Raw genomic sequence first — 26,380 nt, 5'->3', positions numbered from 1 at the left:
TCCCAAGATGACATTCCTTGATTACGCCCCTGCTCCGGAATCGACGGCGATTCTGAACCTCAAGAGCGAGTACGGCCTGTTCATTAATGGCGAATTCCGGCCAGGCAACGGCGAATCGTTCAAGACGATTTCCCCCGCCACGGAGAAGCACATCTCCACGATCTCCTGCGCCGACGAAAAGGACGTGGATTCCGCCGTCGCCGCCGCCCGTAAAGCCTACGAGCGGACCTGGTCCAAGCTCTCCGGGGCCGATCGCGGCAAGTACCTGTTCCGCATTGCCCGGCTGGTCCAGGAGCGCTCCCGCGAGCTGGCCGTCGCGGAGAGTCTCGACAACGGCAAACCGATCAAGGAGAGCCGCGACGTCGATATCCCGATGGTGGCCGCGTGGTTCTTCTACTACGCGGGTTGGGCCGACAAGCTGGACTATGCCGGACTTGGCCCGGATCCACGTTCGCTCGGTGTTGCCGCACAGGTTATTCCGTGGAACTTTCCGCTGCTGATGCTGGCTTGGAAAATCGCGCCGGCACTGGCGGCGGGAAATACAGTGGTGTTGAAGCCTGCCGAAACCACTCCGCTGACGGCACTGCTGTTCGCCGAGATCCTGCAGCAGGCGGATCTGCCCGACGGCGTCGTCAACATCATCACCGGTGCCGGGCAGACTGGTTCGGACCTGGTCAACCACCCCGACGTCAACAAAGTGGCCTTCACCGGTTCGACGGCGGTGGGCCGGCAGATTGCGCGTTCCACGGCGGGTACGGCCAAGAAGTTGACTCTTGAGCTGGGCGGCAAGGGCGCGAATATCGTCTTTGACGACGCCCCGATCGATCAGGCCATCGAAGGCATCGTCAACGGCATCTTCTTCAACCAGGGACAGGTCTGCTGTGCCGGGTCACGGCTGCTCGTCCAGGAATCCATCCACGACGAGGTCGTCGACAGGCTCAAGGCACGGCTCTCAACGCTGCGCGTCGGAGATCCACTGGACAAGAACACCGACATCGGCGCCATCAACTCCGCGTCACAGCTGGGGCGGATGCGCGAACTGTCCGACATCGGCGAGCAGGAAGGGGCGGACCGGTGGAGCGCTGAATGCGTGCTGCCGTCGTCAGGGTTCTGGTTCCCGCCGACCATCTTTACCAACGTTTCCACCAGTCACCGGATCGCGCGGGACGAAATTTTTGGACCGGTGCTGTCGGTACTGACGTTCCGAACCCCGGCCGAGGCCATCGCGAAGGCAAACAACACTCCGTACGGGCTCTCCGCCGGAATCTGGTCGGACAAGGGCAGCCGGGTACTGGCAGTGGCCGACAAGCTGCGGGCGGGCGTCATCTGGGCCAACACATTCAATAAGTTCGACCCGGCCTCCCCGTTCGGGGGGTACAAGGAGTCCGGCTACGGCAGGGAAGGCGGCAGGCACGGGCTGGCCGCGTATCTGGCTCCCGCCGACCGCACCGCCGCCAAAGGAGGCAGGAAATGAGCCAGGCACGGCTGACTGTTCCGAAAACGTACAAACTCTACATCGGCGGCAAATTTGCCCGCAGCGAATCAGGACGGGTTTACGAAGTGACCACCAGGAAGGGAAGCTTCATGGCCAATGCGGCCAAGGCATCACGCAAGGATGCCCGTGACGCCGTCGTCGCCGCCCGCGCTGCGGTGAGCGGCTGGTCCGGAGCCACCGGTTATAACCGGGGCCAGGTGCTGTATCGAATTGCGGAACTGCTGGACGGACGGCGTGCGCAGTTTATTGATGAGATCATCCAGTCGGAAGGAGCTTCGACGACGGCGGCCGCGGCCCAGATCGACGAAGCCATCGACCTCTGGGTCTGGTACGCAGGCTGGGCCGACAAATACGTCCAGGTGGCCGGCAATGGCAATCCGGTGTCCGGCCCGTACTTCAACCTCTCCACGCCCGAACCCACCGGAGTCGTCGCCGTTATTGCCCCACAGGATTCCGGATCACTGCTCGGATTCGTCCGTGCCGTTGCGCCGGTGCTGGTGAGCGGCAACACGGTCGTGGTTGTGGCGAACGAGCAGACACCGTTGGCCGCTCTGAGCTTGGCCGAAGTTCTGGCGACGAGCGATGTTCCAGCCGGGGTGGTGAACATTCTCAGTGGTTCACCTGCCGAAATTGCGCCTTGGTTGGCCAGTCACGCCGACGTCAATGCCCTCGACCTGCTGGGCGCCGGAGACCTCGACTGGGTCGACCTGCAGATCGCGGCTGCGGAAACGCTCAAGCGGGTGCTCCCGCCGGAGTCAGGGGCGGACGCCGGAGCGCCGTCCATTGACCGGATCACGTTCTTCACCGAGACCAAGACCGTGTGGCACACCAAGGGGCTGCTCTAACTTCTGCGAACCCCCGCACGAAAAGAGGGACCCGGCCAGCGGATCTTTCCGCGGCCGGGGCCCTCTTTTCGTGCAGGTGTGGAGAGAGCGCTTTATTTCTCCCGCGTCCGCTTTTCCATGTTGGCCATGATCTGCTTCGGGATAAAGAAAGCCAGCGCGAACAAGACCATGCCGATGATTCCGGGCAGGAAGACGTTGTCCAGGCTCCAGAATGAGAAAGCGTACAGGGACCCGAGGAACAACACCATCATGATGGTGAAGATGATCACGTTCGAGACAAGATGTCCTTCACCCGAATGGGTGGCGTGCGAGTTGGGGCGCTGCATTGTTTCTCCTGCGGTTATGCCCGCCGTAGCGGGGACAGTTCACGGTAATTCACGGTTGTGACGGCGGTTCATGATGGTTCAGAACCAGTTTAGTGCTTCGGCCACGCGGATTCAGCCGCTTGTCCTTGCCAGCCGTAGGCGCCGGCTGTCAGAGCCCCAGCGCTTCGCGGACATCCTCGAGCACAGCGTCCATTGTTTCCCGGGCCTGCGCCCTGGTTTCCGGCAGGTCAGCGCCGGCGTCGACCGGGACAATGGTCTCGAGATAACACTTGAGCTTTGGTTCGGTGCCGCTGGGACGGACGATCACCCGCGTGTCGTCACGGGTGATGTACAGCAGGCCGTCCGTCGGCGGAAGCGTTTCGCTGCCCACAGACAGATCGACGTCGTTATCCAGCGGCGATCCGCCAAAGGACTCCGGAGGGTGTTCACGCAGCCGGTTCATCATCGCGTCGAGGAGACCGAGATTGCCCACGCGCACCGAGAACTGGTCGGTGAGATGCAGCCCGTGGTACAGGGCCAGCTCATCCAGGCTGTCAAAGAGTGTCTTGCCCGCCGCTTTTAGATCCGCGGCGAGTTCGGCGATCAGCAAGGCGGCCGAGATGCCGTCCTTGTCCCGGACCAGCGATGGCGCGACACAGTATCCGAGGGCCTCTTCGTAACCGAAAGCGAGCTCCGGCACCCGCGAGATCCATTTGAAACCGGTCAGCGTCTCCGTATGCTCGAACCCGGCCGCCGCCGCGATCCTGCCCAGCATCCGGGAGGACACAATGGAGTTGGCGAACACCGCACCCGGTTGATTCGCGCCGTCGTCGACTGCCATCCGCGCCACCATGTGCGCGCCGAGCAGGGCGCCCACCTCGTCACCGCGCAGCATCCGCCACTGTCCGGTGTCAGGGTCGACGGCGGCAACAGCTGCCCGGTCGGCGTCGGGATCATTGGCGATCACGATGTCGGCACCGGCTTCCGCGGCTGTCTCAAAGGCAAGGTCCAGCGCGCCGGCTTCCTCCGGGTTGGGGAAACTGACGGTCGGAAAGTCAGGATCCGGTTCGGCCTGCTCAGCCACCGGGGTGACATCGTTGAAGCCGGCCGCCGAGAGCACCTTGGTGGCGGTCCCGCCGCCGACGCCGTGCAGAGGAGTCAGGACGACTTTCAAATCGCGGGCGGGATACCGGGCCGGCATGGCCAGCGACGTGATTGCATTCACATAGTCGTCCTCGATGCCCGGCTCCAAGGTGGTCCAGCCGCCGTCGGACATTGGTATTGTGCCGGAGGCCGCGGAAACGGCGTTAATCTGTGCAGCGATTTCAGTATCGTAGGGCGCGACGATCTGTGCTCCGCGGCCTGCGTCGTCGGCCGCACGTCCACCAAGGTAGACCTTGTAGCCGTTGTCCCGTGGGGGATTGTGGCTGGCGGTGACCATGATGCCGCATTCGCAATCCAGCGACCGGACTGCGTAGGCCAGCACCGGTGTCGGCAGGGTCGAGGGCAACAGGAATGTCTCGAGGCCTGCGGCGGTGAAAATGGCCGCAGTCTCCTGGGCGAAGACATCTGAATTATGCCGGGCATCGAAACCGACGACGGCCCGTGGAGTGTACTGGCCGGCGGCCTTTTGCTGCAGGAACGCGGCCACTCCTGCAGCGGCACGGCGCACGACGATGCGGTTCATCCGGTTGGGACCGGGCCCGAGCGCTGCGCGCAGACCGGCGGTGCCGAATTCAAGGGTGCCATTGAAGGCGTCGGCCAGCTCCTGGCTCGCCTGCAGTTGGCCGGTGCCTTCACCGCCCGCCTGCTTAATCAGTTCGCGCAGTTCGGCCGCGGTCTGCGGATCAGGATCGGCCTCCGCCCATTGGGCGGCAGTCGTCGTGAGCTGCTCCAGCTCGGATTCGGTGAGCGTCATTGTTTTAACCTACACGCCGCGCCACGGGGGCGGCGCGTTCACAACGGGGACGGGTTTACAGTTTGTCGATGATGCCGGCCAGCAAACGGGAGATGCGCGGACCCGCCTCCTGGCCGGCCGCAATTACTTCCTGATGGCTCAGCGCGGCAGGGCTGATGCCGGCGGCCGCGTTGGTCACCAGGGAGATGCCGAATACCTCCATGCCGGCGTGCCGGGCCGCGATGGCTTCCAGCGCCGTCGACATCCCGACGAGATCCGCACCGATGGTCCTGGCCATCCTGACCTCGGCGGGTGTTTCATAGTGCGGTCCGGTGAACTGCGCGTAGACGCCTTCATCGAGGGAGGGGTCAACGCCGCGGGCGATGCTGCGGATCCGTTGGGAATACAGGTCGGTCAAATCCACGAAGGTCGCACCCTCGAGCGGCGATGTGGCGGTTAGATTAATGTGGTCCGAGATCAGCACCGGGGTCCCGGGCGGCCAGTCTTCGTTGAGTCCGCCGCAGCCGTTGGTCAGGACCATGGTCTTCACACCTGCCGCGGCGGCGGTGCGGACTCCATGCACGACGGAGCGTACGTCTTTTCCTTCGTAGAAATGCGTCCGTGCACCGAGGACCAGCGCGCGCCGTCCGTCCGGAACCTGCACCGAACGGATGGTTCCGACATGTCCTTCCACAGCGGGAGCGGAAAATCCGGGAATGTCGGCGGCGTTGACGGTCGCCACTGTTTCACCGATCAATTCGGCCGCTCCACCCCAACCGGAACCGAGAACCAGACCGATATCGTGCTGCTCCACTCCGGTCTGTTCCGCGATGTAACCGGCGGCCCGCCGTGCCAGTTCGAAGGGGTCGTTGCGTTCCAGCTCATCTGTAGTCACTGCACCAACGTACCGTGTGCAGGCTCGCCGTTGGAACTTACCTGGTTGAGGGCTTACTGGAAAGTAAGCAACAATTGGACCGTGACGAGTCAATTGGATTTCAGCGCCCTGAAAATTGCCATCCTTGGTGGTGGCCCCGGAGGTTACGAGGCCGCTATGGTGGCTGCGTCGTTGGGGGCTGACGTAACAATCGTCGAGAACAAGGGGGTCGGCGGATCCGCGGTACTGACCGACGTCGTTCCGTCCAAGACGCTCATCGCGACGGCGGACACCATGGTCCGCGTCGCCGATGCCTACACCACGGGCGTTAAATTCAGGGACAATGCGGAGGCCGCCTACGCGGATCTCGCGCACGTCAACGAACGGCTGCTTAAGCTCGCGGCTGAGCAATCCGAAGACATCAGCCAGGGCCTGCAGCGGTCCGGAGTCCGGATCCTGACAGGCACCGGCAGGTTGCTGGACAATCACCGGATCGAAGCGACGACGGCCGAGGGCACGGAAACCGTTGAGGCGGATGCCATCCTGATCGCCACCGGCGCGCACCCCCGCGAACTTCCTGGCGCCAAGCCGGACGGCGAACGCATCTTCAACTGGACCCAGGTCTACAACCTGACCGAACTGCCCAAGGCCCTGATCGTCGTCGGCTCCGGTGTTACTGGCGCCGAATTCGCGTCCGCGTACAACGGTCTCGGATCCCACGTCACGCTGGTCTCCAGCCGCGACCAGGTTCTCCCCGGCGAAGACGCCGATGCGGCGGAGGTGCTTGAATCGGCCTTCCAGCGGCGGGGAATGACTGTACTGTCGCGCACCCGTGCGGAAACCGTGGAACGGACCGACGACGGCGTGCGGGTCAAGCTTAACGACGGGCGCACCATCGAAGGCAGCCACTGCCTGCTCGCCGTTGGCGCCATCCCGAACACGGCGGATATCGGCCTCGAAGAAGCGGGTGTGACCCTGACAGAGAGCGGGCACATCAAGGTCGACGGCGTTTCCCGCACCACCTCGCCGAACGTGTATGCGGCCGGCGACTGCACCGGCGTCTTTGCGCTGGCCTCCATTGCCGCCATGCAGGGACGTATCGCCATGGCACACCTGCTCGGCGACGTGGTCAAGCCACTCAAACTCAAGCAGGTCGCCTCGAACATCTTCACCGCCCCGGAAATCGCCTCCGTGGGCGTAACCGAGGAAGACATCTCCTCGGGGAAGTATCAGGGCGACATCATCAAACTGCCCTTGCGGACGAACCCGAGGGCAAAAATGATGAACGTCGAGGACGGCTTCATCAAAGTCTTCTCCCGGCGGGGCTCCGGCACCGTGATTGGCGGCGTCGTCGTCGGACCGCGCGCCTCTGAGCTGATTTATCCCATCGCACTGGCCGTCGCACAAAAGCTGCACGTTGACGACGTCGCCAATACAGTCACGGTGTATCCGTCGCTGTCAGGCTCAATCGCCGAAGCCGCCCGGAGGCTGCACGTACACAGCTCCTGATGGTGCTGCGCAGGTGCAGGCCCGGCAGATCCTCCAGCGGGTCGCCGTTACACTTCAGGGTGTTTGACCGCGGCCCCTAACGGTTGAAGGCAGCCGCTTCCTGGCCGGCCTCTTCCACCTCGTCCTCCAGGGTGTCCATGCTCATGTTCTTGGTCTCTTTGGACAGGTACAGCGCGACGAAGGTCAGCACTGCCATTGACGCAAGGTAGACCCCAACCCAGCCGACGCCGAAGTCCCTCGCCAGCCAAGCCGCAATGAACGGTGCCAATGCGGCCCCAAAGATGGAGGAGATGTTGTAGGCGAAGGCGGAGCCGGTGTAGCGCACGTTCGTCGCGAAGAGCTCCGGCAGAATGGCGCTCATCGGCCCGAAGGTGAGGCCCATCAGCATCATTCCGATGATCAGGAAGGTCAGCATCAGGGCGTGGTTTGCGTTGTCGCCCTGGCCCATGATCTCCGGGGCGAGGAAGAAATTGAAGCAGAGGCCGAAGACAATGATGCCCGCGGTGACGACCATCAGGGTACGACGGCGGCCGAACTTGTCAGCCAGCCAGCCGGCCACCGGAATGAACGCCGCAAAGAAAATGATGGAAATCAGTTGCAGGATCAGGAAGTCCTGGTAGGGGATACCCAGGAAGCCGTTCTCGACCGACCCAATGGCATAGCTGAGGATCCACGTGGTCATCAGGTAGAAGAGGCTGTAGGTCGCGAGCATGATGAACGTGCCCAGGATCAGCGGCTTCCAGGCGGTGCGGAAAACCTCGACGATCGGTGTCTTGACCTTCTTGCCCTGCGCCACGGCGCGGGCGAACACCGGCGTTTCCTCCAGCTTGAGCCGCACGTACAGGCCAATCAGGACGATGATCGCCGAAACCAGGAAGGGAATCCGCCAGCCCCACATGACAAAGGGATGGCTCGGATCGTTCGCGGCCGAACCTGTGTAGCCCATCCAGACAGTGAGCAGCAGGAAAAAGCCGTTGGCGAGGATGAAGCCGAAAGGGGCACCCAGCTGTGGCCACATTGCCGCCCAGGCGCGCTTACCCTTCTTGGCCGTTTCGGTGGCGAGCAGGGCCGCACCACTCCACTCGCCGCCGAGCCCAAGGCCCTGGCAGAAGCGCAGGATGGCCAGCATCGCCGGGGCGAACAGGCCGATCTGCGCATATGTTGGAAGCAATCCGATCAGGAAGGTCGCAATTCCCATCGTCAACAGTGAGCCGACCAGAGTCGCCTTGCGTCCGACCCGGTCTCCGAAGTGGCCGAACACAATTGAGCCGATCGGCCGTGCCACAAACGCCAGGCCGAAGGTCGCCAGCGACGACAGCAGTGCAGCGCCACTGTCCCCGGTAGGGAAGAACAGAAGCGGGAAGACCGAGATCGCGGCAGTGGCGTAAATGTAGAAGTCGTAGAACTCAATGGTCGTACCGACCAGACTTGCAATGACGATGCGGCTGCGCGGTACATTCACGCCGTCGTCACTCTTTGCCGCCGTCGTTCCGGCGGGCTCACTGCTGCTCACGCATACTCCTTAAGGGCGAAAATTCAAACCAATAAAGGATAGTTCGCGTCGTGATTACTGGACAGTAACATCCATATGCTGAGACATCAGCCGAAACAGAAGAAAGCCTGCGCGGTGGGAATCTCCCAGCGCGCAGGCTTTCTGTCTGTCAGGTGCTGCCGGTTGGGCGGCACATTTGGGTTGACTGGTTAGGTGGTGCCTCCTGGGTTGACGACGCCGGTTGGCTCGGAGACCGCTTCCTCGGCGGTGCCGTTGTCATCGGTGTAGCTGATGATCAGCCGTATTTGCTTCCCTGTTTGGGCGGCGGTGACGGCGAAGGTTTCCGCTGTCGCTCCGGCGATGTTGGTGAAGCCTGCCGACTCGGTTCCCTGCTGCCACTGGTAGGTGAGAGCGGAGTGTTCGATGGCGTCTGCGGCACCGTCAGCGTCGGTGAACTGCTTGGCGATGCGCAATGCGTCACCGACGAGCGGTTCGGCGGGGCCGATTTCCTGTGGTGTTGGTGCATCGTTGTTATTCACCACTGGCCCGGTTGCGGGTGAGGCGATTTGCTCGTGGATTCCACTGCCGTCGACGTAGGAGACCACCACGCGTACTGAGTGGCCGGCTTCACTGTTGGAGAGGGTGAAGGTTCCGGACGCATTCGTTTGTGTCGTGATCCACAGGTCGGCGATCCCGTCGGCTCCGGCTTCGCTTTGAGCTTGCAGCTCGTAGATGAAGTTTCCGTTTCCTTGTGGGTCGGTGATGTCCGCGGTGGCGGTGACGGTATCTCCTTCGGTGAAGGCGGTACCGTTCAGTTGGACCGTGCCAGCGGCGTCGGAGCAGTTCGCGGCCAGGCTGCCGTTGGTGATGCAGACGACCTGGTCGTTGAACTGGAGCCGTTCCATGTTCCGCAGGATGTCCGTGGACACCTGTGGGGCTGAGGCGTTGCTGGCGACCCGCCACACATTCGGCTGGGTTGCCGGGTGTGGTCGATCGATGGTGTAGTCGCTGCGTGCCCCGGAGAAGACGGCCGTGTCGACGGCGCCTGCCTGGTTGGTGTTGGCGTTGGCGACTTCACGGACGATATGCAGGTCGGCCGGGTTGATGGTGCCGTTGAAGATGCGGCCCTGGAAGGCGCGCATGCTGTCTGCGGTTTCCACTGTCCTGCCTGCCGGCCGGTATTCGATCCTGACATTGAGCCACGCATCGCCGTCGACGAAGTTGCGGCCCATGCGCGGTTCAATGAGGTCACTGCCCTGCCCGCCGAGGAGGATGTTGTTGTTGAAGTCCTCCTCGTCGTTGAAGGGTTCACTGTCCAGGAACGGCAGCGCGTATTCGGGCTTCTCCCCGCCGCCGAGCAGGGCCCGGAGACCATCGACCCGGTCCAGGTGTTCCTGGGTGAGGCGGTGGCCGTAACCGAGGGTTCCTACTGCCGGTGCGGTGATGTCGTCCTCGGCCGCGGAGCCGCGGAGGATATCGTCGTTCTTCCACCCTGAGGTTGCCTCCACGTTCAGGAACCTGTCGGAGATCTGGCTAAGCGTGTCCGGAAGGATGGTCAACACGGCCATGTCGATATTGACCGGGTAGGGGTAGTCCTTGTGGGTTACCCAGTCGAATCCGAGCATCCCGGCGAACCGTTCGCTGGAAGCGCCGGCAATCATGATGTCGTCGCCTCCTTCGGAGTCGAAGTCGGTGTTGCCGGATCCGCCATCGAGGACGTCGTGGCCGCCGTGCCAGAGGTTGGGATCGTTCTCCAGCGTGTTGCTGTTATCCCCAACCAGCAGGTCGGTGCCGCCGCCGGCGCCTTCAATCCAGTCGTCTCCTTCGTTGCCGCCGATGACGTCGGCGCCGCTGGAGCCGTAGATGAAGTCATCGCCGAGGCCGGCGAAGACCGTGGCATGGTCCTGGCCGCCGTGGATGAAGTCCTTCCCGGAGCCTCCGAAGAGCAGGTCCCCGATTCCCGGCCCGCCTGCGATGGCGTCGTTGCCTGCCTCTCCCTGGAGTCTGTCGTCTCCATTGAGATCGGTCAGGATGTCGTCGCCGTCACCGCCCATGATGGCATCGACGCCGTCGTCGCCTTCTATCCTGTCGTTACCGGCGCGGCCCCAGATGGAGTCATCACCGATACCGCCGCGGATATTGTTAGCGGCGTCGGAGCCCTGCATCACCACATGTTCCGCACCGGTGAACCGCCACTGCCCATTCTGGTTGACCAGCCCCGCAGCGGTTAGTTGCGCGTCGCTCTGGGTCAGGTCGAAGGTGGCCTGTGGTGAGGCGAAGACGTCGTGGGGCAGCTTGTCCGCGCTGGTGTTGCGGATGATCAGCTGCGAGAACGAGTTCGCCTCCAGGGTGTGGAACAGCGGGTTGCCGAGGTTCCGGGTCAGGTAGTAGAACCGGTCGCCGTTCTGCAGGTTTTCGAGCTGCTGCTCGAAGACGAAGTTGAACGTGGTGCCCAGCATGCCGCCGAACACGAATGGCTTCTCAGCCAGTCCGCCCATCCAGAAATCAACACCGTTGAGGCCTGTTTGCGCTGCCGGGGCGTTCATGAACGCCGGATTCGCGATCAGTGCCTCAGCCGCCGTCCGCTTCGCTGCCAGGGTGTCGGCCGAGGCGAGGCTCGGGTGGATACCGTAGGCGGCTACGAAGTTGAGGATGGATTCAGGGTTCTTCATGCTCAGCCGGTAGTCCTCCCACGATTCGTAGGGTTCCAGCTCCGGGTGCAGGGTGGCCTCGTAGAACTGTTGGCGGGCTGCCTGCAGTCCCGGAATTCCCGTATCGCGTGCCCTGGCCATGTTGATCGTCGCCAAGTCCAGCGGCAGACCCAGCAGCTGGTTCCGCAGCGTGTTGGTGACGAACTCGTCGATGCCATTCGCCGTCTGGTGCGTCAGCCCTTTAATCAATGAGCCGGCCGCCTCATCAGGAGTCAACGCGGTACCGTCTGGAGCCTTCAGGAACCCTTGGGGATTCAGGAAAGCGTCAAAGAGCGGAATCTGCGTGGTTTGTCCGTCGATCTCCCGGGGAACATTCTCAGTCAGCAGGGAATGTCCGAACCGGTAGACCACGTGAGCGAATTCGGCGGTAATCGCCGGATTGACGTCGGGCATGTAGGAGTTTTCGTTCGGGGTCGTCGGATCAATATTCGGTTGGATCCGGCGGGCGAATTCCTCAAACACCAGGTGCTGGTACTGCATCTCAGTGAAGAACCTCGCAGCCTGGAACAGCCGCTCACCATAACCCCAGAAACCATCTTTCTGGTATTCGGCGAGCAGTTCCTCGTTCCCTGGTTCGTTCAACACACCCTCGATCTGCTTCATCACCCGGTTGTGCTCGGAATGGAAGACGTGGTGGACCGAAGTCAGCGCCATGTTCTCATTACCGCGGCCATCACCAGTGATGAAGTGCTCTCCCAGTTTGTCGACGTTGTAACCGGGAAGGTTCGGTTCTCCCGGTCCCGGGGGCTCAACCGGTGTCGCTCCATTAGCGATGTCATCGAGGAAAGCGTGACCCGCGTCCAAAGCGTTATCCGGAACCGCAACCGGGTTGGCAACGTTGCCTTCCAGCAATGTCCCGTCCTTCAACACGATCTGCGGCAGGCCGCTGGGACCCTGCACGAACCTGCCATAAGGATCCGTGCGCAGCATCGGAACTTTCAACACATCCATGTCCGTCAAAGCAATGCCGAGCAGATCCCGTGACTGGGCCTTGACATCGTTCCAGGTCGGCATGCCCTCACCGGATGCGCCATTGAGCAGCTGGCCGGTAGGCACCGGCGCGCCACCAGCGGCACTGTATTCGCGCAGGAACACCTGATGCGAGGGATGCGAGGTATAGGTCTGGTTCTGATCCACAAACGGCGTCGTCCGGTTCTCGTGCTGCTGCCCCTCACCCTCGGAAACGGTCGCCCGAGTCAACATCAAAAAGTTCAACCGCGAACCCTCAACATAAAGCGGGTCATCGGGCTGCAACGGAACCACCACAGCACCATTTCCACCCTTGGACACCTGATCCAAACCATGATCAAAGAACTGACCAAAGTACGTGAACCAACTCGTCACCGAAGCCGACAAACCCTCATCAGTGGCAATATCCGGAATGAAAATCTCCGTGCCCTTTGACTGGTTCTGCAGCTGTGCCTCCACCGTCGAGTCGATCGCTATCGGGCCACCGAGGAGTGTCACAGCTTTCGGCTGCAGCCGCTCCAACTCGGCGAGGACGCTGGGGCGGACAGTTCCTGTGGAAGGAACCAGCAGGATTGGCGCACTACGCAGTCCGGCAACGGCCGCAACCGACAGAGCATCCGGGAAATTTTCCCCCGTGGCGATGTAGACCTGCTCGACTGGCGGGGTATAGAACCGCTCCGAAATCATCGCTGCGGTGTCGTACTTGGAGGCACCACCAATGCGGCTGATGTCTCCGGGCAGCGCGGCAAGCTCGTTGTATACCGGATCGGAGATGGCAATCGGTCCACCCAGAACAACGATTTCGGCTGGAGCCAGGCGGGCTAATTCAGCCGCCGTTGCCGGGGGAATGCTGCCGCGCTTGACCAGCAGGATCGGGTGGCCGTCCCGGGCCGCCGGAGCCGCTGCAGCCAGCGCATCGGGGAAGTTCTCACCCGTGGCGACATAGACCCGGCTGACACCGGTCTCCTGTGTTGCCTTGCTGATCTCTGCGGCAGTCGCGTAGGCGGTTGCTCCGGCCAGCCGGGAAACGGCACCGGAGGTAAAGGTCCCCAGCTGCGTGACGACGGCGTCGCTGACGGCAAGATGGCCGCCCAATACGACGATCTTCGCCGGCTTCAGCCTCGTCAGTTCAGCCCGGATTCCGGCTGGAATTTCCCCGGTCTTAACGAGGAGAAGTGGTCCGCCGCCGGCCTTTGCGGCCGGACCGCCGGCGAGGGCATCGGAGAAGCGATCGCCGCGGGCAATGTAGGCGACCGGGACACCCGGCTCGAAGTTGCTCTTGCTGATAGCCGCAGAGGTGTTGTAGAGGCTGGACCCGGCTATACGCGAAAGGGATGCGCCCGGCAGGACGCTGGAACCTTCGACGCGGTCCTTGACTGCCACGGCGGCCGGATTGGACGTCGTCTGATCCACGATCAGATTGCTGATTGTCCGGGGCTCCGAATCGTAGACGAAGCTGCCGTTCGTGCTCTTGTAGCTTGTCGGCGTTCCGGCCGGTCCGCCGGGAGCGCCCCGGGGAATGGGGTCCGCATCCTGGAACTCGGGTTCAAGCATTCTTGGGAAGTTCTGCAGTCCGGCGCCATAACCGTCCTGGCCGGGCAGAAGATTGTTCCACCGCCCGTCGACTGTCCGAAGTCCAAAGGGCAATGTCGGGTCGCCCACGCAGGGGTCGCCATCGACGTCGTAATGCGTCTGCTCTTCGACGTTAAAAGTCTTCCCACGCTTGCAAAGCGGGGAAGAATTCTGGTTCTCATTCACCACATCATTGGCGTGGGCCTCGGAGATGTCGATCTGTTTGAGAATGAATTCAAGGTCACCGACTGTGACGTTGAAGTCCTGTCCAGGAGGTGGTGCGGCTGTAGCCGGCCCCCCTGGCGCCAGCAGTCCGGTAACAGCCATAGCTCCGACGGAAGCAAGTACCGTCAGCTTTCTCCCCGCTTGTCGACGCCGGTCATGGCGCCGTGAATTGTCTTCCATTGCAAACTCCCCATGCAATGGCCCCCAGCTCTTTGTCGCTCGAAGCCCCAGCTACCCCCAAGTGGCACCCGGCGGTATTGCACTTGTCTGCCGGCCTTACCACTGGCTGGAGAATTCCACAGCAACCTTATGAAAAACCTGTTCCCAATGTGACTGCTTTCAGGAGCGGTCGGGAGTCCTGTCGATCCGGTAACCGTCTTCGCGGTGAATCAACCGGCGGCCACCGCCGTCGCTCAAATGCACCCAGATCACAGCACCATCGTCGGTGCGCATATCGAAGGTTCCGGTAACCGGTCCATGCTGATGATGCTGAAGCTTGACATGCTGGCCCCGCTCAGGCGTGTACCAGTCCTGGTCGTGCTGTTTGCCCGGCATATTCGTTCGTGACCCCATGTTCAGTTCCCTCTCTGGTTTTCAGGCTGATGTACAACAAGGTACGGAGCCAGCCTGAACGTTCGGTGAACGTCAGCAGGGAAAAACCGGACGGCCTGCGAGGCCGGGAACCGAGGCGGGAGTCAGTCGAGGATATTGGCCAGGACGGCGCCGGCCGAGACGGTGTCGCCCGGCCGGGCGCTGAGGGAAGAGACCTTGCCGGCTCTGTGAGCGGTCAGGGGCTGTTCCATCTTCATGGCTTCGAGGACGACGACGAGATCGCCTTCAGCAACGGTGTCGCCGTCCTGCACGGCGACTTTGACAATGGTTCCCTGCATGGGGGAGGCAAGTGCATCACCGCTCGCGGCCGCCGGCGTGGCCGACCTGCTGCGCGCCGACTTCTTCTTCTTGCCGCCATTTCCTCCGGCGGAAGCGGCACCGGCCAGCGACGCGGGAAGCACTACCTCGAGGCGCTTGCCACCAACCTCGACGGTGACGCGCTGACGCTCGCCATTGTCATCCCCATCGGCCGCGCCGTTGGCGGCGTAGGCGGGCAAATCGTTAACGAATTCGGTTTCGATCCACCGCGTATGGACTGAGAAACTGCCCTTGGCCGGTGCAAAAGCAGGATCGGCGACGACGGCGGCATGAAACGGCAGGACGGTCGGCATGCCATCAATCTGCATTTCCGCAAGCGCACGGCGGGAACGCTCAAGCGCCTGTTGGCGTGTGGCTCCGCTGATAATCAGTTTCGCCAGCATGGAGTCGAAGTTGCCGCCGATTACCTCGCCGGCTTCAATCCCGGAATCCACCCTCACACCTGGGCCGGTGGGCAGCTTCATGGCGGCCACCGTACCGGGCTGGGGCAGGAAGTTGCGGCCTGGGTCCTCGCCATTAATCCGGAACTCAAAGGAGTGCCCATGGATGGCCGGATCGGGATAGCCCAGTTCCTCGCCACGGGCCAGCCGGAACTGTTCGCGGACGAGATCAATCCCGGTCACCTCTTCCGAGACGGGATGCTCGACCTGCAGGCGGGTGTTGACTTCCAGGAATGAGATGGTGCCATCCTGGCCCACCAGGAACTCACAGGTTCCGGCACCCTGATAGCCGGCTTCCTTGAGGATTGCCTTGGACGATTCGTAGAGCCGCCCGTTCTGCTCATCTGTCAGGAACGGCGCCGGCGCCTCTTCAACGAGTTTCTGGTTCCGGCGCTGCAGCGAGCAGTCCCGGGTTGATATCACGACGACATTGCCGGCGGCGTCCGCCAGACATTGGGTTTCGACATGCCTGGGAGCATCCAGGAACCGTTCGATGAAGCATTCGCCCCGGCCAAAGGCCGCGGTGGCTTCACGGACGGCCGACTCATACATCTCCGGGATTTCCGCTCTGGTGCGCGCGACCTTAATGCCACGTCCACCGCCGCCGAATGCGGCCTTGATGGCGAGTGGGAGCCCATACTCGTCGGCGAAGCTGAGGACCTCACCCGCGGAACTGACCGGGTCTTTAGTGCCCGGTACCAGCGGTGCACCGACCTTTTCGGCAATATGCCGGGCCTGGACCTTGTCACCCAGAGAGGAGATGGCTGCCGGGGGCGGTCCAATCCAGGTCAGCCCGGCGTCGATCACCCGCTGGGCGAAATCGGCGTTCTCCGAAAGGAAGCCGTATCCGGGGTGAACAGCGTCAGCACCGGATTGCGCGGCCGCGTCCAATATTTTTTCCATTACCAGATAGGAATCGGCGGCGGTGGATCCACCCAGCGCGTATGCTTCATCGGCCAGCCGGACATGCAGGGCCTCGCGGTCCGGTTCAGCGTAGACGGCCACGGAGGCGATACCTTCATCACGGGCGGCGCGGATTATCCGCACGGCGATCTCACCCCGGTTGGCAATCAGCACTTTCGTGATTGGCGATGCATCGGGTGAGGACATGGGTGTACTCGTCACTGTGGCTCCTTAGTAATCTCTTCGGAGCCTAGCGCTTTTTTGCGGTTTTCGCCTAAGATTCATGCCGTATCTGCGTGGGATCGGTCGCAATTTTGTAGGGAAGCTACAAAGGCAGTCCGTCTTCCGCCCGGCTGCTACTGCCAGAATTCCGTAATCGAGACACCTGCCGTATTGAGCAGTCCGCGGAGGGTGGAGACGCTTAGGCCCACAATGGCATGGGCATCGCCTTCGACCCGGGTGATGAACGCACCGCCGAGGCTGTCGATGGTGAAGGACCCGGCCACATTCAGCGGTTCGCCGGTCGCCACGTAGGCATCTACCTCGTCTTCGGTCATGTCCGCGAACTGCACCGTGGCCGAGGCGACCACGCCGGCAGCCGCACCGCTGCCGCCGTCGTCGGCGTCCCGGTTGTCGATGAGCCAGTGCCCGGTGTGCAGAACGCCGGAACTGCCCCTCATCTGCAGGATCCGCTCCCGTGCCGCGGCCGCTGTGTAGGGCTTCCCATATGCCTGGCCGTTGAACTCGAACACGGAATCGCAACCGAGCACCAGTGTCCCGGCGGCATCTTCCAGTCCGCCGACTGCCTCGCATTTGGCCCTCGCCAGCAGCAGGGCAGTGTCATGCGGATCGGTGACCCCGTGATCGCGGGTCACTGCATCCTCGTCGACGTCGGAAACCATCACGCTGTGTTCGATTCCGGCGTTGGAGAGCAGTTTCGTGCGGGCGGGGGAGGCGGAGGCAAGGATCAGCTTTGTTTTAGTCACGGTTCCAGCCTATGCGGACCGGACGGCAAAAAGCCCGGGAGGGATGCTCGTATCAGCACTCCTCCCGGGCTATGTGTTATGGCCTTGCGCGCTAGCGGGCGGCTCCAGCCAGTTCCGTTGTACCGGTCCCGGTCGAAGTCCCTGCGTCGCTGTCCACGGAATCGTCGGCGAACGGATCACCGTTGCGTTCGGCGTTGTAGAGTTCCTCATCCATGATGCCCTGCCGCTTGGCGACAATGGTGGGCACCAGGGCCTGGCCGGCAACGTTGACAGCGGTGCGTCCCATATCCACGATGGGGTCGACGGCGAGCAGCAGCCCGACGCCGGCCAGCGGCAGTCCCAGGGTGGAAAGGGTCAGCGTCAGCATCACGACCGCGCCCGTGGTTCCGGCGGTCGCGGCTGAACCGAGGACGGAGACCAGTGCAATCAACAGATACTGGGTTGCATTCAGCTCAATACCGTAGAACTGTGCCACGAAGATGGCCGCAACGGCGGGATAGATGGCGGCGCAGCCGTCCATCTTGGTGGTGGCGCCGAGCGGAACGGCGAACGATGCGTAGCTCCGCGGCACTCCCAGGTTGCGCTCAGCGACGCGCTGGGTCAAGGGAAGTGTTCCCACTGATGAGCGGGAGACGAAGGCGAGCTGGATAGCGGGCCATGCTCCTGAGAAGTACTGCCGGGGTGATAGCCCGTGCGCCCGGATCAATACCGGGTAGACAACGAAAAGCACCAGGGCCAGTCCGAGATAGATGGCCAGCGTGAACTTGCCGAGCGAACCGATGGTGTCCCAGCCGTAGGTTGCCACAGCACGTCCGATCAGGCCCACCGTGCCCAAAGGGGCGAGGCGGATGATCCACCAGAGTACTTTCTGGATAATTGCCAGTGCGGAAGCATTGAGGTTCAGGAACGGCTCGGCCTTTTCGCCCACCTTGAGGGCGGCAATGCCGACGGCGGCAGCAACGACAAGCAGCTGGAGCACATTGAAGCTCAGCGACGTGGCCGGTTCACCCTCGGTAATTGTGGTCTCAGCCGCAAGGCCGAGGAAGTTCTGCGGGATCAGCCCCTGCAGGAATGCCCACCAGCTTCCCGTTCCGCCCGTGTATTCGGCCGGTTGAGCGGCTCCGGTATTCGCGCCCGGCTGCAGCAGTGTGCCGAGTCCCATGCCAATGACGACGGCGATGAGCGCGGTGATCCCGAACCAGAGCAATGTATTCCAAGCCAGCCGGGCGGCATTGGAGACCTGGCGCAGGTTGGAAATGCTGCTGACCACGGCGGTGAAGATCAACGGTATGACGGCTGTCTTCAGCAACGTCACATAGCTGTCGCCAATCGTCGTGAGTGTGGTCGTCAGACCATTCGGTTCACCGCCGGCAGCTTCGCCGAGAGAGCGGGCGAGCAAGCCCAGCAGCAGACCGGCGATCAGTGCCGCAATGATCTGCGGGCCGAACGAGGTCATCCACCGGGGGAGCTGGCTTTTCGGGCGCTGGGCCCCTTCTGAGGTGCGGGTATCTGAAGTCACCGGAGCAACATTAGGGCACCGCCGGTAACAGGCAGAGCTCCGATTGCGAAATGTTACGCCGCTATGCCTGCTCTGTAGTCTCGCAGGCCCGCAGAACCCTCCTATTGCAAGGAATTATGAAGCTATTCCCACTGCCAACGTGACAAACATCAAGCCGGATCGTCCCCGGACGGAGCTGAACCGGCGAGCGCCCGGCGCAGGGTATCCAGTCCCACGGAACCAAGGTTCAAGGCACGTGTGTGGAACGCCCGCTGGTCATACGAACCGCCTTCCTGCTCCTTAACGGTGTCCCGGATTTCCTCCCAGAGCCGCTGGCCGATCTTGTAGGACGGGGCCTGCCCGGGCCAGCCGAGGTACCTGGTGAATTCAAAGTCGAGTTGGCCCTCGCTGATGGCGATGTTCTTCCGGAGGAAGTCGTAGCCCTTTTCTGCGGTCCAGGTACCCGACCCCCACCGCTCCGGCATTTCCAAGCCAAGATGGACTCCGATGTCGAAGACCACCCGCGCGGCGCGCATCCGCTGGCCGTCCAGCATACCGAGCCGGTCGCCCGGATCATCGAGATAGCCCAGATCAGCCATCAACCGCTCGGCGTAAAGTGCCCAGCCCTCACCGTGTCCGGATACCCAGCAGGCGTTGCGCCGCCAGTTGTTCAGCAGCCCGCGCTGATACGTTGCGGTTCCAATTTGCAGGTGATGGCCAGGCACGCCCTCGTGGTAGACGGTCGTCGTCTCGCGCCAAGTGGTAAAGGTGTCTTCGCCCTCGGGCACCGACCACCACATCCGTCCAGGACGGGAAAAATCGTCGCTGGGGCCGCTGTAGTAGATGCCGCCTTCCTGCGTCGGAGCGATCATGCACTCGATGGTGCGCATGATGTCCGGAATGTCGAAGTGCGTGCCGGCCAGCTCCTCGACTGCCTTATCGGAAAGTTTCTGCATCCACGCCTGCAGGCTGTCGGTGCCGGCGAGCTGCCGGTCCGGATCCGCATCGAGGATTTCGATGGCCTCGGCGATGGTGGCGCCGTCCTTGATCTCGTTGGCGACCGCTTCCTGTTCGGCGATCACCCGGTCGAGTTCCTCGACACCCCACTGGTAGGTCTCCTCCAGGTCCACGGAAGCTCCCAGGAAGCGGCGTGACATCAGGGCATAACGTTCACGGCCGACGGCGTCTTCTTCCGGAGCCGCCTCCAAAAGCTCATCGGACAGGAAGGAGGACAAATGCGTGTAGGCAGCCTTGGCCGCATCCGCACCGTTGCGCAGCTTTTCCTTCATTTCCGCGGGCAGGGCACCGTCCTGGGTGCCGGCGGATTCGGCAAACGAGTCAAAGAACCCACCATCGCCAGCATATTTTCCAGTCTGTTCGATGACGGTCCGCACCTGCCGCTTGGCGGCGACAATGCCGTTCTCCCGGGCAGTTCGGAGGGACGAGACATAGCCCGAAATTGCATCCGGCAGGTTATGCAGCCTGCCGGCAATGTTGTCCCAGTCCTCGACAGTGTCGGTCGGCATCAGGTCGAAGATGGCCCTGATTTCCTGAGCGGGTGAGGCAATGTTGTTCAGGTCCGCCAGGTCGATGCCTGTTTCGAAAATTTCCAGCTCCAGGCCGAGCCGTTCCCGCATGGCATCCAGTGTCACACGGTCGACGTCGTCGGTTGGCTCGAGATCCGTCAACCGCTCGAGGGTCTCCTGGGTGGCCTCCGCCATCGCGATGTGACCGGCAGGCGAATAGTCGCGGTACTCCGTCTCATGCCCGGGGATTCCGAGCGATGTGGCAAAGCCTGGATCCAGTTCCAGCAGAGTCTCCACAAAAGCATCGGCAACGCCGTCGATGGCGGTCTGCGGCCGCTGCGTGACGTCATAGGTGTAGTCGGTGGACTCGGATTCGGTGGTGGGTGTCTCGTATGTCACAGACCCGAGCCTACTTTGCCCGGTGGCCCGCCGTCGAAGTGGACAAACTGGTGCTGTGGATATTAGCCGCGGCTGCGGCGCCACGATCCCGGGCCGGGAGCGGGCTGCAGGCGGAGCTGGCGGCGGCGTATCCAGGCCCTCGTCCGGCGTTTCGGTTCCGGAGCGGCCGCGGCAGAGCCAAGGGACATGACGACGGCGGCAAGAGCGGCGATTTCCTCGTCATCCGGGTTGCCATGCACCACGCTGAACAGCGGGGCGTCGGGCTTCTCCTGGTGGTTGCTTGTCATAGCGGAATGTTTCCGTGTTTCTTGGCCGGCAGGGAGGCCCGCTTTTCGCGCAGGGTGCGCAACCCGCGGACAACCTGGACCCGGGTCTCGGAGGGCAGGATCACGGCGTCGATGTATCCCAGTTCGGCGGACTGGTACGGATTGAGGAGTTCTTCCTCATACTGCTCCACAAGATCCGCACGGACCGCCTCGACGTTCTCTCCGCCGTCGGCCGCTGCCTTGAGCCTGCTGCGGTGCAGTATATTGACGGCACCCTGCGCCCCCATGACACCGATCTGCGCGGTTGGCCAGGCGAGGTTGATGTCGGCACCGAGCTTTTTCGATCCCATCACGATGTAGGCACCGCCATAGGCCTTGCGCGTAATGATGGTCAGCAGCGGAACCGTCGCTTCGGCATAGGCGTAGAGCAGCTTGGCGCCGCGGCGGATAATGCCGTTGAATTCCTGGTCGGTGCCCGGCAGGAAGCCCGGGACGTCGACGAGGGTGAGGATCGGGACATTGAAGGCGTCGCAGTGCCGGACAAACCGGGCCGCCTTCTCGCTTGCGGCAATATCCAATGTGCCGGCGAACTGCATCGGCTGATTCGCCACGATTCCGACCGTGTGGCCCTCCACCCGCGCATAGCCAATAATCACGTTTGGCGCATAGAGTTCCTGCATCTGGAGGAAATGACCGTCGTCGACAATGGACTCGATCACCGTTCGCATGTCGTAGGGCTGGTTGGCGGAGTCGGGAACCAGCGTATCGAGGGCCAGATCGTCAGCGGTGACATCCAGCTCCTCCTCGAACTCCATCAGCGGGGCCTCGGCGAGATTGTTGCCGGGCAAAAAATCCAGCAGCTCCCGGACGAAGTCGATGGCGTCCTGTTCGTCGGACGCCAGATAGGTCGACGTTCCGGTGGTGGCGTTGTGCGACCGGGCCCCGCCAAGCGTCTCCATGTCGACGTCCTCACCGGTGACTGTCTTAATGACGTCCGGGCCGGTGATGAACATGTGCGATGTCTTATCCACCATCACCACATAGTCGGTCAGGGCGGGGGAGTAGGCTGCTCCGCCTGCGCAGGGCCCCATGATCAGGGAGATCTGCGGAACGACGCCGGAGGAGTGGACGTTGTTGCGGAAAATGTCGGCGAACATGGCCAGTGAGGCCACGCCTTCCTGGATGCGGGCACCGCCGCCGTCGTTGATGCCCACCAGTGGACAGCCATTCCGCAGTGCGAACTCCTGCACCTTGACGATTTTTTCTCCGTTGGCCTTGCTCAAGGAGCCGCCGTAGACGGTGAAATCCTGGCTATAGACCGCGATCTGGCGGCCGTCGACGGTGCCGTAGCCGGAAACGACGCCGTCACCCAGGGGCCGCTTCTTCTCCATCCCAAAGGAGGTGGACCGGTGGGCGGCCAACGCATCAAACTCGACGAAGGAACCGGAATCGACCAGCATTTCGATGCGTTCGCGGGCCGTGCCCTTGCCGCGGGAGTGCTGCCGTTCGATGGGAGCCGAACCAACCGGCTCCAGTGACTCTGCCCGCCGGTTGCGGAAATCGGCGATCTTGCCGGCTGTGGTCTGCAGATCAGGTTCCGTGTCGTTGCTCATTTAGTCTCCGGATCTCCACATCGTCGGCAGCGGATTCGCTCTTAAGTAGGTTTCGTACAAAAACAACCGTTTCCAAGTCAGTCTAGTGAGCCTTTCATGGTGTTCAGCTGTAGAAACCCTACAATTTCCATTGAACGAGGTTTTCAGGTTACCGGCCAGTAACATGGGTCCGCTGTTTTCGATTATCGTGGAGCCATGACCGCACGCGATGATGCCCAGCCCGCCGGAACAACCGCCAACCGGACCCTGAAGGGCAAAACCGTCCTGATGTCCGGAGGCAGCCGCGGTATCGGACTCGCCATAGCGCGCCGCGCTGCGGAGGACGGGGCCAACATCGTCTTGATGGCCAAAACCGCCGAGCCGCACCCGAAACTCGAAGGCACCGTCTACACCGCGGCAGATGAACTGACTGCAGCTGGCGGCCAGGCCCTGCCGTTGGTCGGCGACGTCCGCAAGGAGGCTGACGTAAGGGCAGCCGTTGATGCAGCCCTTGACCGCTTCGGTGGGATCGACGTCGTCATCAATAATGCTTCCGCGATAGACCTGTCCAACACCACCGACATTGACATGAAGCGCTATGACCTGATGGCCGACATTAACGTCCGCGGTACCTTCATGCTGTCGAAATTCAGCATTCCGGCCCTGGGCCGTGCCACGAATCCGCACATCCTGACGTTGTCCCCGCCGCTCAATCTGTCGCCAAAATGGGCCGGCGCCCACCTGCCGTACACGATGGCCAAGTACGGAATGAGCCTGACGACCCTCGGCTTGGCGGAGGAGCTCAAGGAAGCTGGCATTGGCGTGAATTCGTTGTGGCCCTGCACCTTAATTGACACGGCCGCCATCCGGAACATGCCCGGCGGTGCGCAGATCGTCAAGGGAGCACGGGGTCCTGCGATTATGGCCGATGCCGCGCACGCGGTGCTGACCCGGGCAGCCCGGATCACCACGGGGAACTTCTTCACTGACGAGCAGGTGCTGACGGAGGAAGGCGTCGTCGACTTCACCGGGTACAGTCTCGGCGCGTCCGGCACGGAGCTGGTTCCCGACATCTTCCTCTGATTCCTCTGGCTCTTCCTCTGACGTTCAGATCGTCTGCCGGCCGGGAATCCCCGCTGCGGGCAACGTCCTGCGTAAGATCGTGGGTATGAGTAACCGCTTCGCTGATCTTGACCGCCCAGGGCTGGATGCCGTGCAGCTGAGGTCGTCACTCGCAGGGGGCCACGGCCCCTTCGCCCGGTTCGAAGGCGTCGAGGAGACCGGTTCCACCAACGCCGATCTTGCCGCCAGCGCAGCGGATGACCCCGAAGCCTGGCCGGACCTGAGCGTGCTGGTGGCCGAACACCAGACTGCCGGCAGGGGAAGGTTGGACAGGGAATGGATCGCGCCGGCCAGATCCTCCGTGTCGGTCAGCGTGCTGTTGCGCCCGCGGGGAACCGGCGGCGGTCAGCTGCCGCCGGAATCGATGGCCTGGCTGTCCCTGCTCGCCGCGACGGCGTTGACCCGGACATTGTCCGAGCGGGCCGGTGTGACGGCGGAGCTGAAGTGGCCCAATGACGTGCAGATCGGAGGCCGGAAGGTCGCCGGCGTACTGGCGCAGGTGGTTCCGGCGCCAGCGGGCGGGGAGCCCGCCGTCGTCGTCGGGACCGGACTTAACGTCAGCATTGGTGCGCATGAACTTCCACACCCCAATGCGACCTCGTTGTTGATCGAGCGGGCATCCACGACCAACAGGAATATCCTCCTGAAGGCATATCTGCGTTCCTTCGGCGAGCTTTACCGGCAGTTCTGTGCCGTGAACGGTGACGCGGAGGCGGTGCTGGACCGCAGTTTCTCCTTGCGGCAGCTTGCGGCCCGGCAGATGGTGACCATCGGCCAACAGGTCCGGGCGGAGCTTCCCGGCGGCAATGATCTGATTGGCATCGCCGAGGGCATCGACCGTTCCGGGGCCTTGCTGATCCGCGACGACGGCGGCACCGTGCACCCGGTATCGGCCGGCGACATCGTGCATTTGCGGCCGCACGAAGCATAAATGCGCCGCACCAACGACAGCGGGAGACAGCAGTAGTGGGATATGGACTCGCTCCGGGGGAGCGCGTGATCCTGTTGACGCGCCCACAGCCCGGATCGCTGGTTTGGCCGGCGGTGCTGTTCATCCTGATACCAGCCGGCTGCACCTTTGCCGCCGGCTGGTTGACCCGCAACCAAGGTACGTTCGACGCCGGCCTCCGCGCCTGGGTGCCTGCCGCGATGATGGCAATTACCGGCGTCGGGCTCTTCCTCTTACTGCTGTACTGTCTGCGCCCTCTGCTACGTTGGCTGGGAACCCGCTACGTACTGACCAGCCGGAGGTTAATCAGCCGCCGGGGAATACTGCGCCGGAACGAACTTCAAAGTCCGCTGGTGGCAGTCCAGCAGGTGGGAATGCAACAATCATTGCGGCAGCGTGCATTACGCTCCGGGAATATATCGCTCAATCTGGGGAACGGCAAGGGCACGACATACGTTGACGTACCGGAGGTGGCACGTTTCCGGAACATAGTCCTGCAGACCATCGAGGACCTTCCTCAGACGGCCATGTTTGACGGACTGGATTTCCGTCAGGAGATTGATCAGAGTCAGGACAGCTGGGACGGAACCCTGCGGGAGCCCGGACAGGATGGCGATACGTGGACAGATGGGACGAGGCGATGAACGACGAGGAGTCCGCAGCGGTGCCACCGGAGACCGACGAAGTGAATGCACTGGACAGGGAGGGAGCCGACACCCATCCGGATATGTTCAAAACCGGTCCGCTGCCCGCACAGGTGGCCGCTGACTACAGATCCGCGGACAACGCGTCCACTGGCCAGAAACCCAGGAATCCGGACCGCGATGCCATCCGCGCCCTCGAAATTGAGCTGCTCGGCGCCGAACGTACGCTGCGGCGGCGGGAAATTGCGGCCGGAGCCGGTGTGTCCCTGCTGTCCGCCCGTAAACTTTGGCGCGCCATGGGATTTCCCAATTTGGCCGACGACGACGTCGCCTTCACCACGAATGACCTGGAGGCGCTGAATACGGTCATCGGCCTGGTCCGCGAGGACAAGCTCACGGAGGAAGCCACCATTTCCATCGCCCGGTCGATCGGCCAAATGACCGACCGGATGGTGGTGTGGCAGGTCGAGGCGCTGATCGAGGACATGGTCGTGCAGCGGGGCATCAGCGACGCCGAGGCACGCAAAGAACTGATCTCCGAGTTGCCCAATCTGATCGAACCGATGGAAAAAATACTGCGCTATGCCTGGCGCCGGCAGCTCAATGCCGGCGTGCAGCGGCTGGCGCTCAGGGCGGAATCCGGCCTGGAATCGAGCGAGCACGGCCGCGAAGGTGATGAAGACGACGCGCCGCTGCCGCTGGCCCGCGCCGTCGGATTCGCCGACCTAGTCTCCTACACCAGCCTCTCCAGGCAAATGAACGAACAGACCCTGGCCCAGCTGGTCCAGCGCTTCGAGAACAAATGTGCGGAGATTATTTCGGTCGGCGGCGGGCGGCTGGTCAAGACCATCGGGGACGAAGTGCTGTTCAACGCCGAAAGTCCGGAAGCCGGGGCCGAGATCTCACTCGCCCTGGCGCGCACCTTCGCCGAGGATGAAGTGCTGCCGGACGCGAGGGTCTCCATGGTCTGGGGGCGGGTCCTGTCCAGGCTTGGCGACATCTACGGGCCAACCGTGAATCTGGCGTCGAGACTGACGGCGCTCGCCGAACCCGGAACGGTGCTGACCGATGCTTCGACCGCAGCAACCTTGAGCCAGAACGACAGATTCGTGCTCGTTCCGCAGAAGGTCCGGACCGTGCGCGGCTTCGGGCAAGTCCACCCTGTTACGCTGGCCCGGGGCTCCGGTGAAGGCCTGATTGTGGATTAGCCCGTTCACATGGCATAGTCAGA

Annotated in this window: 19 protein-coding genes; 7 read left to right on the top strand and 12 right to left on the bottom strand. The window is 62.7% G+C overall.

Going from position 1 to position 26,380, the window contains the following annotated elements; all coding sequences use genetic code 11:
- The first annotated feature begins 7 nt into the window (after positions 1–7).
- A complete protein-coding gene (locus ACX80B_RS04120; protein ID WP_459293325.1) occupies positions 8–1,474 on the top strand; it encodes an aldehyde dehydrogenase family protein in 1,467 nt (488 codons plus the stop codon).
- Positions 1,471–2,340 (top strand): aldehyde dehydrogenase family protein, encoded by an 870-nt coding sequence (locus ACX80B_RS04115; RefSeq protein WP_459293323.1) that lies wholly within the window; start codon positions 1,471–1,473, stop codon positions 2,338–2,340. Before ACX80B_RS04120 ends, ACX80B_RS04115 begins: the two co-directional genes overlap by 4 nt.
- Positions 2,341–2,432: 92 nt before the next feature.
- Here ACX80B_RS04115 and ACX80B_RS04110 read toward each other — a convergent pair whose 3' ends face one another.
- From ACX80B_RS04110 to ACX80B_RS04100, 3 genes are all read right to left on the bottom strand, one after another.
- The gene (locus ACX80B_RS04110) at positions 2,433–2,666 is read right to left on the bottom strand and encodes a hypothetical protein (protein WP_459293321.1); all 234 of its coding nucleotides are present in this window, start codon (positions 2,664–2,666) and stop codon (positions 2,433–2,435) included.
- 148 nt (positions 2,667–2,814) lie between these two features.
- Complete coding sequence (locus ACX80B_RS04105; RefSeq protein ID WP_459293319.1) at positions 2,815–4,563, bottom strand: phospho-sugar mutase; 1,749 nt, start codon at positions 4,561–4,563, stop codon at positions 2,815–2,817.
- A 55-nt stretch (positions 4,564–4,618) separates the two neighbouring features.
- Positions 4,619–5,437 carry a purine-nucleoside phosphorylase gene (locus tag ACX80B_RS04100; protein ID WP_459293317.1) on the bottom strand — a complete coding sequence of 273 codons (819 nt, stop codon included), beginning with the start codon at positions 5,435–5,437 and terminating at the stop codon, positions 4,619–4,621.
- Positions 5,438–5,518: 81 nt separating this feature from the next.
- Between ACX80B_RS04100 and ACX80B_RS04095 the strand changes: the two genes are divergently transcribed.
- On the top strand, positions 5,519–6,925 hold the full coding sequence (locus tag ACX80B_RS04095) for an NAD(P)H-quinone dehydrogenase (RefSeq protein ID WP_459293315.1): 1,407 nt from the start codon (positions 5,519–5,521) through the stop codon (positions 6,923–6,925).
- A gap of 76 nt (positions 6,926–7,001) precedes the next feature.
- On the opposite strand, the gene ACX80B_RS04090 is transcribed toward ACX80B_RS04095, so the two are convergent.
- The 9 genes from ACX80B_RS04090 to ACX80B_RS04050 form a co-directional block, all read right to left on the bottom strand.
- On the bottom strand, positions 7,002–8,438 hold the full coding sequence (locus ACX80B_RS04090; RefSeq protein ID WP_459293313.1) for an MFS transporter: 1,437 nt from the start codon (positions 8,436–8,438) through the stop codon (positions 7,002–7,004).
- Positions 8,439–8,626: 188 nt separating this feature from the next.
- Positions 8,627–14,074, bottom strand: coding sequence for a peroxidase family protein (locus ACX80B_RS04085; RefSeq protein WP_459293311.1), 5,448 nt, complete (start codon positions 14,072–14,074; stop codon positions 8,627–8,629).
- 159 nt (positions 14,075–14,233) lie between these two features.
- Positions 14,234–14,467 carry a hypothetical protein gene (locus ACX80B_RS04080; protein ID WP_459293309.1) on the bottom strand — a complete coding sequence of 78 codons (234 nt, stop codon included), beginning with the start codon at positions 14,465–14,467 and terminating at the stop codon, positions 14,234–14,236.
- A gap of 122 nt (positions 14,468–14,589) precedes the next feature.
- Positions 14,590–16,374, bottom strand: a complete 1,785-nt coding sequence (locus ACX80B_RS04075; RefSeq protein ID WP_459293575.1) for an acetyl/propionyl/methylcrotonyl-CoA carboxylase subunit alpha — start codon at positions 16,372–16,374, stop codon at positions 14,590–14,592.
- Between the two features lie 149 nt (positions 16,375–16,523).
- Positions 16,524–17,153, bottom strand: a complete 630-nt coding sequence (locus ACX80B_RS04070; RefSeq protein ID WP_459293307.1) for a Maf family protein — start codon at positions 17,151–17,153, stop codon at positions 16,524–16,526.
- Positions 17,154–17,244: 91 nt separating this feature from the next.
- On the bottom strand, positions 17,245–18,609 hold the full coding sequence (locus tag ACX80B_RS04065; protein ID WP_459293573.1) for a dicarboxylate/amino acid:cation symporter: 1,365 nt from the start codon (positions 18,607–18,609) through the stop codon (positions 17,245–17,247).
- Positions 18,610–18,821: 212 nt separating this feature from the next.
- Positions 18,822–20,498, bottom strand: a complete 1,677-nt coding sequence (locus tag ACX80B_RS04060) for a DUF885 domain-containing protein (RefSeq protein WP_459293571.1) — start codon at positions 20,496–20,498, stop codon at positions 18,822–18,824.
- 140 nt (positions 20,499–20,638) lie between these two features.
- Positions 20,639–20,863 carry an acyl-CoA carboxylase subunit epsilon gene (locus ACX80B_RS04055; protein WP_459293305.1) on the bottom strand — a complete coding sequence of 75 codons (225 nt, stop codon included), beginning with the start codon at positions 20,861–20,863 and terminating at the stop codon, positions 20,639–20,641.
- The gene (locus ACX80B_RS04050; protein WP_459293303.1) at positions 20,860–22,455 is read right to left on the bottom strand and encodes an acyl-CoA carboxylase subunit beta; all 1,596 of its coding nucleotides are present in this window, start codon (positions 22,453–22,455) and stop codon (positions 20,860–20,862) included. Before ACX80B_RS04050 ends, ACX80B_RS04055 begins: the two co-directional genes overlap by 4 nt.
- Positions 22,456–22,650: 195 nt before the next feature.
- Here ACX80B_RS04050 and ACX80B_RS04045 point away from each other — a divergent pair, with 195 nt between their 5' ends.
- The 4 genes from ACX80B_RS04045 (at position 22,651) to ACX80B_RS04030 (ending at position 26,357) form a co-directional block, all read left to right on the top strand.
- The gene (locus ACX80B_RS04045) at positions 22,651–23,517 is read left to right on the top strand and encodes an SDR family oxidoreductase (RefSeq protein WP_459293301.1); all 867 of its coding nucleotides are present in this window, start codon (positions 22,651–22,653) and stop codon (positions 23,515–23,517) included.
- A gap of 85 nt (positions 23,518–23,602) precedes the next feature.
- Positions 23,603–24,487: a biotin--[acetyl-CoA-carboxylase] ligase gene (locus ACX80B_RS04040; protein ID WP_459293299.1), complete on the top strand. Its 885-nt coding sequence runs from the start codon at positions 23,603–23,605 to the stop codon at positions 24,485–24,487.
- A 35-nt stretch (positions 24,488–24,522) separates the two neighbouring features.
- A complete protein-coding gene (locus ACX80B_RS04035) occupies positions 24,523–25,149 on the top strand; it encodes a PH domain-containing protein (protein WP_459293297.1) in 627 nt (208 codons plus the stop codon).
- Positions 25,146–26,357: an adenylate/guanylate cyclase domain-containing protein gene (locus tag ACX80B_RS04030; protein WP_459293569.1), complete on the top strand. Its 1,212-nt coding sequence runs from the start codon at positions 25,146–25,148 to the stop codon at positions 26,355–26,357. The genes ACX80B_RS04035 and ACX80B_RS04030 overlap by 4 nt, the downstream gene beginning before the upstream one ends.
- Positions 26,358–26,380 lie beyond the last annotated feature (23 nt).

It is taken from the genome of Arthrobacter monumenti (assembly GCF_054511255.1).
Note: the sequence above shows the minus strand (reverse complement) of the source record. Positions and strands in the feature narration are given on the sequence as shown.